This is a genomic window from Nitrosomonas sp. Nm33 (assembly GCF_900107265.1).
Lineage (GTDB): Bacteria > Pseudomonadota > Gammaproteobacteria > Burkholderiales > Nitrosomonadaceae > Nitrosomonas.
In genome coordinates, this window is sequence record NZ_FNPJ01000083.1 from 1 (window position 1) to 12,251 (window position 12,251).

Genomic DNA, 12,251 nt, shown 5'->3' on the forward strand with positions numbered 1-12,251 from the left:
GCCTTGTACGTCTCATCCGGTACTGTCGACAGGTTCGCATGCAATACCCCAGCAAACATTACCCCACAGGCTATTGCTAGCCCCTTCAGCCATTTTCTGGCATTCATTCCTCTCTCCTTCTTATCTTATGTATGTTGTTATCCCATTCATGCTCATCTAAAAAATAACTATCCATCCCTCCCGATAGCTTGAGCATAAAACCAATACTAACTAATACTTCTTTTCTTCTTTGTTCGCAACCTCCAAGCCTACTTTCTTAACCATAACTATGTCAAGGATTTTGGGTAAGAGATTATCATCTAGATAATTAGATTATGATTTCTCAGCTATTCTTTGCTGGACCTTTACGTCGCAAGAAAAAGAAAGCTAGTCCCCCTGCTACACCAAGCAAGAGCATAATTTCTAGCATACCAAAACCACCGCCATGACCACCATGCCCTCCATCCCCACCAACATGTAAGGGAACACGTACGGCTGTACGGACAGTATCACCTTCTACTTTTTCCAGTAATACAGTGTATTGACCAAGCTCCTTCAGCTCTGTCGCAACAACAATAATTCCAGAAGGATATGTCGTAGCTGGCATATAAAAACCTTCATGTTTGCCAGCGGCGTGCTCTGCATCTTTGTGCTCTTCGTGCTTATCTACCTCATGCCCCTCATGAGAATGATGACCAGCGTGCCCTTTATGCTCACCATGATCCATTTGATGGTCTTGTTCTTTGCTGACGCTGTTATTTGCTGCTATATCGGCACGAGCTTCTCCCCCATGCCCCTCGTGCCCCTCTTTTACTAGACGCACAGCAAGCGGTATCTCACGAGCATCAGTGGGCAACTCAAGCGTCATATTTATTTTTCCAATATTTGGCACATGATCGCAATACGAATGCATCGGAGGAATATCACCCTCTGGTACTTCATAAACGCTGACAGTTACAGGAAAATCGCCCGACTTGACTTGACATCCTCCATGCCCGGCATGATGCCCTTCATGTGCAAGCATCAGCTGCGCATGAAGCGAAAATGCTGCTAATGACAATACTACTGCTGCGCATAATTGCACAACCAATCTATTACGACGTGAAGCCTTTTTCATACTTTCTCCAGGAACTTAATCTTAATTAAAATATATTTGTAATTGTATAACCTGCTCAGCAATATTGCCTAGCATATTTGCTCGTGATTGTATAACAAAAATTTAAGGAAGGTTGAATAAGTGTGCCAAGACAAATACTACAGAAAATGCACAGTACACAAAATTACTAAATATCAGATAGATAGAATTCTGGATCAGCAGAACTGAGCTCTGTTACACCATCGTATAGCCACCTATCCTCAAAACTTTTTAACAATCTATATGTGATTTAAGATATTGATTTTCAAGAATCTCTTGTATAGAAAATTTGCTCAATAAAACAGAATCTTTCATGTCGGCCTGAAAAAAGATAAGCCACCAGAAAATTTCTTAAGCACGTTTTTCGATTAAAAAATTATCACTAAAGAAAATTATTTACTATAATTAGATGCAACTAAGTTGCGTATTTTTTCTCTGTGCCAAATAATCTTTACGAAAAAGCCAAAGAGCTGATTAGTCACACTGGTGATCGCACTACTCATCACAGAATCCGAACGCTTGCCACGCTACTGGCTGAGCAGCATGCACTTACTCATCGTGAAATCGAAGAGCGATTAAACGTAAAAGGTCAGTTGGATCGCGTAACGCTTTACCGTGTTCTTGAATGGATGAGCAAGAAAAATTTAATACATAAAATAGCAGGAGATGATCGCGTATGGCGTTTCCGTGTCAACACGGAATTACATTCACATCAACACGCTCATTTCATATGTACACGGTGCACCAAAGTAACATGCCTGAACGATTTCAGAATTAAACCTGATCCTTCCTTGCCACTCGGTTATCTATTCCATGAAATTGAATTAACGGTTAAAGGACTATGCGCTGAATGCGCTTGATGGGCTAACCATTCTAAAAAACGGAATACTTTATTCCCTATAAATGCAACTAAGTTGCATTTCTAAATTCGACAACTCCTCTGACACTTAACTATAAAGCATTATTTATCAGTATGTCGCATCACAAAGTCATAAAAAATAGAACCCAGCACAACCCAAAAGAACGATTAAGGTTAACCACTATGGGTTTAATCGTTTTCGTTTTCAATACTATTAATACTATTGCTCAAGCAGAAGAAGCAAACAAAACAATTAAACTTCCCGAGATTACCATCACTTCGACGCCATTTCAAGACCGGAGTGAGCTAAATATGACTCAACCTACAACTGTTTTACATGGGGACAATCTCCGCAGAAAACGTGAGGTAAATCTTGGCGATACTTTATCTAGTGAGCTTGGCGTAGCCTCGAGCTCATTTGGGCCAGGCGCCGGCCGTCCTATCATCCGCGCTTTGGATGGGCCACGTATTCAGGTACTGGAGAACGGTATCAGCACACTTGATGTTTCATCTCTCAGCCCAGATCACGCTGTCACTATCGAGACGCTCAATACCTCACAAATTGAAATTCTGCGAGGCCCAGCAACCCTGCTTTATGGCGGAGGTGCAACAGGTGGAGTAGTGAATGCTGTAACTGGACGTATCCCCAACCAGGTGTTTAAATCATTAAAAGGTAATTTTGAAGCACGGGGAAATACTGCAACTGAAGAAAAAACTGGATCGCTCAATGTAAATGGTAGCTTTGGTCAAACCTCATGGAGTATCGGTGGTTTCAAGCGTAAAACGAGCGATTATCATATTCCTGGGCGAGCTGATGTTAATCAGAGCATAAACAACGAAAAGCATGTAGTCAAAAACAGTGCAGTTGATTCTCAAGGTTTATCTGCTGGTGGTTCCTATGTAGGTGAAAGAGGATTCTTCGGTGGTTCTATCTCATTGCTGGAGAGCAAATATGGCGTGCCAACACCCGAGAAACCCACCATTGATTTAACCCAAGCTCGCTACAATCTGGCTGGAGAGCTGGATAACCCCCTTACTGGTTTTGAAAAACTCAAGGTGCGCATGGGCTACAATGACTATAAACATAATGAGATTGAAAGCAATGGGGAAATTGCGACTCGTTTTAAAAATCGAGAACTGGAAACGCGGGCTGAGTTTTTACATTCTCCTATTGCAAATTTAAAAGGTTTGTTCGGTATACAATTTCAGGATCGAACATTTTCTGCTTTGGGGGAAGAAGCGATAGTGCCTGTGACCAAATCTCGCTCCACCGGACTTTTTCTTATCGAAGAACGCAATTGGGGCAATTTTCGATTTGAGTTTGGGGGACGATATGAATATGCCACACGCAATCCACAAAATAACATTAACCGATCTCGCGCATTCGGTCTGTTCAATGGTTCCGCTGGCACTTTCTGGAATTTTATAAAAGACTATAACTTAGGATTGACAGCAACGCATGGCCAACGCGCGCCGGCGATAGAAGAGCTCTATGTGAATGGCCCCCATCGTGCCACAGGCACATTCCAGATTGGCAATAATGCGTTACACAAAGAAGCCACCAATAATATTGACTTATCTCTTAGCAAAACTGCTGGATTTATGAAATGGAAGGTTAATGCTTTTTATAACCGGTTCAACAACTATATTTTTTTAAGAAACGTGGATACGAATGGAGATGGCATCGCTGACCGTGTTAATGAAGACGGAGAGCTAAATCCACAGGGTGAATTTCAAGCACAGAATATAGCTCAGACCAATGCCACATTTTACGGTGCTGAAGCGGAAGTTATTTTTACTTTTAAACCGGACAATTTAGATTTGCGTCTATTCACAGATTATGTACGCGGCAAATTAGACCACAACGATGGAAATGTTCCACGCACTACACCCCAACGTTTTGGATTGGAGCTAAACTACCAACTGGGCCCCTGGGCCGCGAATCTGACGACGATACACGTGCTCCGCCAGAATAAACGAGCAGAACTTGAAACCAGCACTGCCGGTTATACGCTACTCAATCTAGAAGCCAGCTACCGCATAAAAGAAACTCAATCAAACGGTATCAAACTCTTTGTTCAAGGAAAAAACTTGCTTGACGAGGAAATACGTATTCATACCTCTTTTTTGAAAAATTTTGCACCCTTACCTGGAAGGGCTTTAGTAGCAGGAATAAGAGGTGATTTTTAGAACCTGCTCAATAGGAAAAACTTTTACTAAAAGATTCGAGATATCACTTAAAACTTAATTTATAGGAATATTGCAGGATTTTTAGTCAGCGCAACTAATACAATATAAAAAAATACTATCTGAGCCATAATCCAGGCGCTAACTTTAATTGTACGGGTCTTGCCGAATCTCAGCGCTATCATGCCCAACCCAATATAAAGAAGCAATCCCGCAACTTTTGCAGTCAACCAAGAATCTACAAGCGGATTTTGTTGTATCAGAACCGCCAACGTAATTGCACTGGTTAGTAACACTGTATCAATGACATGTGGCATTATTTTTATCCAACGTTGCTGCAATTGAGCTGATGCACGTATCATCCAAATACCCCGCATCAGAAATAGCAAATAACTGAGCATGATACTGGATACATGAATCAATTTTAATAACGTATAGCTCATCACCATTTCCCAAACAAAACCCAACCATGACTACCAGCAACTGCACCCGCAACTGTGACGAGACTGATACTTAACAAGAACCAATGCAGACGCTGAATCAATACGAATGTTTGTTCTGGCTTATTGAGCGCCCTGGTCTTAAACCATTTATGGAGCACCCATGGCTCCAGCACAAACAGCATCAACGTAAAAATACCCCACACGAACACCATGGCATGCATCCACCAGAAATGGAGTTCAGCAAAACGATTCCATCCATCTAGAATATGTACCATATAGAAACCACTCAGTCCTACTAATAATGTAGTAAAACGTGCTTGAGTAGCAAAGCGACTTTCAATATGTTCGAAGAATTCGACACGTTCTTCAGCTGATTTCATTTTCGCTACAGCAGGAAGCAGAACTGTCGCCACCATAGCAACACCACCAATCCAAAGGACTACACCCAACACATGCAATACCCTAGCTAAAACAAACTCATCCATGCTGAATTATGCTTGAATTTTTACACGAATGTGGGAATAGCTTAGAATCTATTCACCAGAAACCCATTCCTTCGCTTCATCGTAATCAGAGAAAACTGTTACATCCGCATTGATAAACAAATTTGATACCCATGCACTCCATGCTTGCCATTGATTATCAGTAACTACCGCCACCCGATTGAATTCACTGCCATGCTCGCGCATGAATTTGATTTCTTCCCAGGCAACATCTACCGTGTAATCCACCATATCCCGCCAATCAAATAACAAATTTATCTTATCTTCAGGATGTGATCGATATAGTACCTGGTCTTCAAATTCTTTAAAGTCACTGAGAGTAAATTCCCCGATTACAGCTACGATGATCAGGTTATTGATTTTTTGAATAGTAATCATACGCGTGCTCCCAGATATAATGGATCCATCACAAGCAATTGATTTTCATCATATAAATATTATTGAATCTATTGACTACGAACGCTCATTGGGGCAACTCTCAGGCTCAACACCCCTCCTAACACAATCATTCCCATCCCAATCCAGGCAGAAATGGGCAGAATATCATGCCAGAAAAAAGCATCCCCCAACCCTGCAAATAATACTGTACTATACGCAAGTGCACCAACTACCATTGTTTTACCGACGCGATAAGCACGCGTGAGTGCTAGCTGTGCAAGGGTAGCTGTTATGCCAACCCCAACCAATATCCATAAATTATTGGAGGTAACGGTACTAAATGCAGTTAACGATAACCATATACCGGTTATTACCGTACAGATCAAGGTAAAATAGAAAACCACTATCCATTCAGACTCGCCCAATTTACCAAGCTGTTTCAGATTAAGATGGGCAAAGCTTGCAAAAATACCTGAGATCAAACCAATTAATCCAGTCTGCCACTGATCTTCATGTAAAGCAGGCCTTAACAACAAAATCACTCCTATAAATCCGAGTACGACTGTCATAACCAACACCCAATGGAAACGCTCTTTTAAAATAATCGTCGCCAACAGCGCTAGAAATAGCGGCCAGGTATTATTCAGGGATATGGCTGTTGCCAGTGGAAGTTGCGTAATGCAATAAAAAAACAGCAACAATCCACCGAGACCAAACAGTCCACGCCAGCAATGAATCTTCCAGTGTTCAGTAATCAATGACACATGACAAGCACGCATAGCTAGATAGGTTAAAAGTAGACCAATCAAGGAACGGTAAAACACCAGCTCGATACTAGAAAAATATACCGCACCTAACTTTACCAACATTCCCATGCAGGCAAACATAAAACCCGCTACGAGCATCCACAGCGAATGCATCAGTAATTACTTTAAAAAATGCATTTCAGAACAATAGTTAGCGTAAGTAAGAACCTATCTCCCTTTGCAGGAAATTATGAAAATGCAACATCCCAGCTTCCATCGGCATTTGATAGGGACCAAATTCATTAATGTTTTGTTGATGAAGTGCACGACGTCCTGTTGTCATCAGCCTACAAATTTCTTCGTCTTCTAAAGCAGTTTCGAAGTATGCTGCCTGTTCTGCCTCAATGAATTCACGCTCAAACAAAGCAATCTCTTCTGGATAGTAAAACTCAATTACATTCATGCAGCTTTCTACTCCAGTTGGTAATATCGTACTAATGATAAGGGTGTGGGGGTACCATTCAAGCATCACATTGGGGTAATAAAGCAACCAAATGGCACCATAAGGTGGTTTTTGATTATTATTGCACTGTAATACCTGCTTGTGCCACTTCTCATATACTGGCGTGCCTGCTCGGTCAAATGCAGGATTAACCCCTACAACTTGCACACTGTACCAATCACCAAACTTCCAATCAAGCTTGTTGGTATCAACAAAATGTCCCAAACCGGGATGAAAGGGTACGACATGATAATCTTCCAGATAAACCTCTATAAATGTCTTCCAGTTACACGAGTAATGATCTATATGGATACGATCAAGTGCATGATCCGTAAAATCAAAGTCCTTGAGAACGCTTAGATTTGTCATATCATGTGCAACATTGCGTTCACCCGTAAACAAGAGCCCATTCCAATTTTGCAAGGATATTTTACCCAAATCCAGACATGGATTATTGCTAAAATACGGCGCCCCGAGCAATTTGCCATTCATCGCGTAAGTCCAGCGATGTATAGGGCAAACTATATTTTTGGCATTCCCGCGTCCTTTCAGCAGAAGCGCCTGACGATGGCGACACACATTCGATAACAGCTCAATGCCATTCTCGTTGCGAACTAATACCTTAGCATCATCCATCCATTCTATGGCATGGTAGTCCCCAACATTGGGCACCATCAATTCATGTCCGACGTAACCAGGACCTTGATCAAATAGCCGCTGTTTTTCCAATTCAAGTACCTGTGGATTCAGATACCAGTCAACAGGAAGTTGTTGTGGTTTCTCAGTCAACAATTGTGACACTTGCGCTAGACTAGACATATGAAATTATTTATTAAAGTGATGTTCAATAGAGGTTAATCCTCAATGGACAAATCAAATATTTAGAAATTCAAAAAAAACAATAAAACAGAAAATTGTGTCTATACTTATTAATATAAGGAAGACTCTAATAAATAAGTTTCGCTCTGAGGACTGAAAAAGATTTTACATTACCAAGATTCACATCTACATTATCCTCTTATTTCATAAGATTACAATCTTAGCGTTGTGCGTAAATCGCATGAATTGATTAAACATAAATTGGAAGAGCTACCTCAATGAAATTGAATCAACAAACAAGCAACAAAGCCTGGGTATTTTTATCGAGTGCACTTATCATAGGACTTACCTCCTGCAGCGATAGCCAGGAACCTAAAATTAACAAAGCCTCTCTCAAAGGACCTACCACAGGAATACTCACCGATGCCGCTCCAGTTGCAGGTGTTGTCTATACTACATCTTCTGGCTCATCAGGAACTACAGATGCACAAGGCATGTATCGCTACAACCATGGCGACAATGTCAAATTCCAGCTTGGCGAACTGATCATCGGTGATATTAAGGCAACTGGCATCGTTACACCAATAGAGCTGGCTGCAGGCAATGAAAATAAATTACAGAACCTGCCCATCCTGCTGCAATCCCTTGATTCAGATAATAATCTTTCAAACGGAATATCGATCACAGCAGAAGCAGCTGCAGCAATCAAATCTACCCTTGATCTCGCAAGCGATCCAGTCAGTTTTGCTAATTCTGCAATACTTAAAACGGCACGCGATGCTGCAGGCATAGCCGGCGACATCAAATCAGCAGAAGCAGCCAGTGCAGATTTTCTTACCCGAGGGATCAATCTTCTTGGCAGTCACATCTGGGTAAAATACGATGACACCAATGCGAGCATTATACGAATGGCAGCAGATGGCAGTGGTGAATACTTGCAGGGCGAAGCAACAGCAGATGATTCATGCGATGAAAACCGTGTTTGCGGAGGCGGTACTATTATTAAAGCCGGAGTGGAATACGGTGTTGCGAACGCATCGCAATTTGATACCAGAGGATTTAATCTCAATAGCTCGACATCTGTTGATACTAATCTCCGAGCAGGTTTATCGCACCCGCGCCCTACTTGGCGAATCCATACAGACGGTGACGAGCTCATTATTTCTGACATTGTAGTTGCCCAAAGAGCAAGAGAGCAAAGTGGTCTTTTTGGGGAACTCTTTCACATCGCACGCCCAATTGAACTCAGTTCAGATGACGAGCCCATTCTCACTGAGATCAAAGAAAAGCGGTATGCCAAAATGGATAATAACGCCTCTGGCATTGTGGGTGCCTGGGAATTGGATAAAAATAGTGTTAAAACCAAATTATTTCTGTTCTTCCCCAATAATAAATTCATGTTGGTAGACCCTACTGGAGAAACCTTTCAATCCGAGCAAACGGCATGTGGAACCCCAGGTGTTGAATTTGCCTCATATGCATATGATGCCAGCTCTAAAACCCTGAATATGAGGAGTTTTATTTATGATACCAACGGCTGTGTCGGTCTCTCGAGCGGCTCAGACAGCCCAATTTCATTTGACATTAGCGCAAACGGTGATTCTGCAGTCTTAAGCAGACAAGGGGAAGCATCTGTTACGTTATATCGGATCTCAAAATAACCCACCAAGGCGTGATAGAACAATTTGGCGAGAGCTAAAATTTGCTCTCGCCTCCTCTTCTTAAGCTTTCCTTATCCTTGACATTGACATAGCAGCTATTGAATCTGACTTCTGATCAAACTCTTTGATATTTTCGATATTTGGTATTTGCCATATTTGATGTTAATGATCCTGAGCATATATCGAGCTCATACCCTTTCATGAATATCAAGACCAAGGGTTTTCATTAAATGGCTATAATCCGCGTCGCACTCGGCGTACCTATCGATAGTCTATTCGACTATATTGCACCCGATGCAACACCGCTAGACATTGGCTCATTTGTGCGTGTTCCCTTTGGTAAAAGATTCATGATAGGTATCATCATGGCCATATCCGATGATGCCCACGTTCTTCATGACAAACTAAAGCAAGCTGAAGATATTTTACGGAATATCCCCCCTATACCTCCAACTCTCATAGAATTATTTGAATTCTGTAGTCGCTATTACCATCATCCTATTGGCATGGTAATCATGAATGGAGTGCCCATGCGATTGCGCAGCATTAAACTTCTTCCACAACGATCCATCACACCATTCCTATTCCGTTTAACCGAAACAGGCCATGCTATAGCACTCTCTTCCATTCCCGGCCGAAATAAAACTAAACATCACTTGCTTGCTCACCTTAAAGAAGTGGGCAACATCACTAGTAAAGAAGCAAAGCAGCTCTCTCCACGTGCTCCGAAATTACTGCAGGAATTTTTAGTTCAAGGATGGGTAGAAAAGATTTTAATGGAGCCGGAATTCACATTAAATGCCCCCCCCATTCTGCAGCTCACAACCGAACAAATCACTGCAATCAATGCCATCCAGGCTGAAATAAGCCTATTCAATACCTGGCTGCTCCATGGAATCACGGGTAGTGGCAAGACCGAAGTTTATCTCCAGGTTACTTCAATGTTGTTAAAGCAAAAACGCCAAATACTTATCCTGGTACCCGAGATCAATTTAACTCCCCAGCTAGAAGCAATTTTTCGCTCACGCTTCCCCACCACACATTTAATCAGTTTACATAGCAAACTCAATCCTACTGAACGTATGAACGGCTGGTTACAGGCACAGCGGGGCGAAGCAAGCATTGTCCTTGGAACACGCCTGGCCATCTTCACGCCATTGCCCAGATTGGGTCTGATTATCGTTGATGAGGAACATGATCATTCATTTAAACAGCAAGATGGACTACGCTATTCAGCGCGAGATGTCGCCATTTTTCGTGCAAAACAGGCCAATATACCCATCTTGTTAGGCTCTGCAACACCTTCATTGGAAAGCTACTACAACGCCATAACAAACCGATACCGCTGGATACAGTTGCGCACACGTGCAGTGAAAAATGCAACACTCCCAGTTATACGCTATGTTAATACCCGCTCCGTTCAGCTCAAAGAAGGATTATCTGAACCACTGCTTGTTGCGCTAGAAAGAACCCTAACTCAAAAGCAGCAAAGCATGGTTTTTATTAATCGCCGCGGCTATGCTCCTGTATTATTATGCAAGTCTTGCACCTGGCTTGCGACCTGCTCACGCTGTTCCAGTCGTCTCGTTGTACACCTGACTCAAAAAAATCTACGCTGCCACTACTGTGGTCACACAGAACAACTTCCACTAGCCTGCCCACAATGTGGCGACCAAGATCTCATGCCATTTGGTCACGGCACACAACGCATTGAAGCTGCACTGGCAAAATTTTTCCCTCATGCCCGCATTCTTCGTGTTGATCGGGACAATACTCGTCGCAAGGAAGCCTGGCAACTCATATTAAATGCGATCCATGAACAACAAGTAGATATCCTGGTAGGCACCCAACTTCTAGCAAAAGGGCATGATTTTCCTAATTTGTCCTTGGTAGGTGTGCTCAATGCAGATACTTCACTTTATAGCATCGATTTTCGTGCAGAAGAACGATTATTCGCACAATTGATGCAAGTTGCCGGGCGAGCTGGTCGCGCTGAAACTGCAGGAGAAGTTCTCATTCAAACTGAGTTTCCTGATCATCCTTTATATAATGCATTAAAACATCACAATTATGATGCGTATGCACAAATATTGCTAAAAGAAAGGGAAATTACTCATTTTCCTCCCTATACCTATCAAGCGCTACTTAACGCGGAAGCACCACAAATCGCTACGGCGTTAAATTTCCTCACCATGGCAATTGCACTCATCGAACCAACGGAGCAAATAGAAATATTCGATCCTGTTCCCGCACAAATGGCGCGGCTAAAAGGACTAGAGCGCGCCCACCTACTGGTACAATCCTACTCCCGCAAAAAATTACAGCTATTTCTCAGCGACTGGTATATAAAACTCAGCAAAATTCCCCATCGTAAGGTACGATGGACTTTAGACGTAGACCCGCTAGAATTCTGAGTGAGACCGAGTAGGTTTGACAAACTTAAGTCATTGATACAATTCACAATTATGATTACTGGCCCGGATATTTCGCCAGCAAACAAGATGACAGGAGATAATGGCGAGGCAATTTGTGAGCAGATTTACGCATTCCGTGCTCAGCCAATATCTACGACTATTGGCACTAAGTGAAAACGGAAAGATGCCGCAAATCACTCGCGAAGTCTAACGGTATAAATTATTCTTGCGTAAATCTATCCAGAAGCACTTGTTAACAGCTTTTGCATCATATTAAAGGCCAACCTGTGAAGTATCCAGGCTAAATAATGAGAAAATACAAGCACCTTCCTGCGAGATAAAGCCTTCATTCCGTAAATGTTTCCCCTTCAGCATTGATTGGCTCTGGTTCAAACACACTAGAACTCATTTCATAAATGCCGCTGTTCACAATGACGGAAGAATGTTAACTTCCGGTGGATGAGCAGATACGAACGACTGACAGACGAACAATGGACCATTCTTTCATCGCTGATTCCGCCATCGCCAATTGTTTAGTCCCACGGTATGCTGGGAAGGATCAACGTTAAATCGTTCTGGCTCCTTTGTCCATATTTTGCAAATGTATTCGCAAGGCGTGAGGCCC

10 protein-coding genes are annotated in these 12,251 nt (G+C 42.3%); 4 read left to right on the forward strand and 6 right to left on the reverse strand.

What is annotated here, in order from left to right:
- Nucleotides 1-322 precede the first annotated feature (322 nt).
- Nucleotides 323-1,096: a hypothetical protein gene (locus tag BLV54_RS16200; protein WP_176969774.1), complete on the reverse strand. Its 774-nt coding sequence runs from the start codon at nt 1,094-1,096 to the stop codon at nt 323-325.
- A 455-nt stretch (nt 1,097-1,551) separates the two neighbouring features.
- Here BLV54_RS16200 and BLV54_RS13065 point away from each other — a divergent pair, with 455 nt between their 5' ends.
- A complete protein-coding gene (locus BLV54_RS13065) occupies nt 1,552-1,974 on the forward strand; it encodes a Fur family transcriptional regulator (protein ID WP_090572082.1) in 423 nt (140 codons plus the stop codon).
- A gap of 182 nt (nt 1,975-2,156) precedes the next feature.
- Nucleotides 2,157-4,163, forward strand: a complete 2,007-nt coding sequence (locus BLV54_RS13070) for a TonB-dependent receptor (protein WP_256329487.1) — start codon at nt 2,157-2,159, stop codon at nt 4,161-4,163.
- Nucleotides 4,164-4,222: 59 nt separating this feature from the next.
- Here BLV54_RS13070 and BLV54_RS13075 read toward each other — a convergent pair whose 3' ends face one another.
- The 5 genes from BLV54_RS13075 to BLV54_RS13095 all read right to left on the reverse strand — a co-directional run bounded on the left by BLV54_RS13075 (nt 4,223) and on the right by BLV54_RS13095 (nt 7,551).
- The gene (locus tag BLV54_RS13075) at nt 4,223-4,627 is read right to left on the reverse strand and encodes a SirB2 family protein (protein ID WP_371113304.1); all 405 of its coding nucleotides are present in this window, start codon (nt 4,625-4,627) and stop codon (nt 4,223-4,225) included.
- A complete protein-coding gene (locus tag BLV54_RS13080; protein WP_090572085.1) occupies nt 4,603-5,088 on the reverse strand; it encodes a hypothetical protein in 486 nt (161 codons plus the stop codon). The genes BLV54_RS13075 and BLV54_RS13080 overlap by 25 nt, the downstream gene beginning before the upstream one ends.
- Before the next feature lie 48 nt (nt 5,089-5,136).
- Nucleotides 5,137-5,484, reverse strand: a complete 348-nt coding sequence (locus tag BLV54_RS13085) for a SpoIIAA family protein (protein WP_090572086.1) — start codon at nt 5,482-5,484, stop codon at nt 5,137-5,139.
- A 68-nt stretch (nt 5,485-5,552) separates the two neighbouring features.
- The gene (locus tag BLV54_RS13090) at nt 5,553-6,404 is read right to left on the reverse strand and encodes a DMT family transporter (protein WP_090572087.1); all 852 of its coding nucleotides are present in this window, start codon (nt 6,402-6,404) and stop codon (nt 5,553-5,555) included.
- 37 nt (nt 6,405-6,441) lie between these two features.
- The gene (locus BLV54_RS13095) at nt 6,442-7,551 is read right to left on the reverse strand and encodes an aromatic ring-hydroxylating oxygenase subunit alpha (RefSeq protein ID WP_090572088.1); all 1,110 of its coding nucleotides are present in this window, start codon (nt 7,549-7,551) and stop codon (nt 6,442-6,444) included.
- A 278-nt stretch (nt 7,552-7,829) separates the two neighbouring features.
- Between BLV54_RS13095 and BLV54_RS13100 the strand changes: the two genes are divergently transcribed.
- Both BLV54_RS13100 and BLV54_RS13105 read left to right on the forward strand, forming a co-directional pair.
- Nucleotides 7,830-9,212 (forward strand): adhesin, encoded by a 1,383-nt coding sequence (locus tag BLV54_RS13100; protein ID WP_090572089.1) that lies wholly within the window; start codon nt 7,830-7,832, stop codon nt 9,210-9,212.
- Nucleotides 9,213-9,442: 230 nt separating this feature from the next.
- On the forward strand, nt 9,443-11,626 hold the full coding sequence (locus tag BLV54_RS13105) for a primosomal protein N' (protein WP_090572090.1): 2,184 nt from the start codon (nt 9,443-9,445) through the stop codon (nt 11,624-11,626).
- Nucleotides 11,627-12,251: the final 625 nt, after the last annotated feature.

What these genes read in the sequence shown, in the direction of transcription:
- BLV54_RS16200 (WP_176969774.1), bottom strand. Translation starts at nt 1,096, where the DNA reads ATGAAAAAGGCTTCACGTCGTAATAGATTGGTTGTGCAATTATGCGCA.
- BLV54_RS13070 (WP_256329487.1), top strand. Translation starts at nt 2,157, where the DNA reads ATGGGTTTAATCGTTTTCGTTTTCAATACTATTAATACTATTGCTCAA.
- BLV54_RS13080 (WP_090572085.1), bottom strand. Translation starts at nt 5,088, where the DNA reads ATGGATGAGTTTGTTTTAGCTAGGGTATTGCATGTGTTGGGTGTAGTC.
- BLV54_RS13085 (WP_090572086.1), bottom strand. Translation starts at nt 5,484, where the DNA reads ATGATTACTATTCAAAAAATCAATAACCTGATCATCGTAGCTGTAATC.
- BLV54_RS13090 (WP_090572087.1), bottom strand. Translation starts at nt 6,404, where the DNA reads ATGCATTCGCTGTGGATGCTCGTAGCGGGTTTTATGTTTGCCTGCATG.
- BLV54_RS13095 (WP_090572088.1), bottom strand. Translation starts at nt 7,551, where the DNA reads ATGTCTAGTCTAGCGCAAGTGTCACAATTGTTGACTGAGAAACCACAA.
- BLV54_RS13100 (WP_090572089.1), top strand. Translation starts at nt 7,830, where the DNA reads ATGAAATTGAATCAACAAACAAGCAACAAAGCCTGGGTATTTTTATCG.
- BLV54_RS13105 (WP_090572090.1), top strand. Translation starts at nt 9,443, where the DNA reads ATGGCTATAATCCGCGTCGCACTCGGCGTACCTATCGATAGTCTATTC.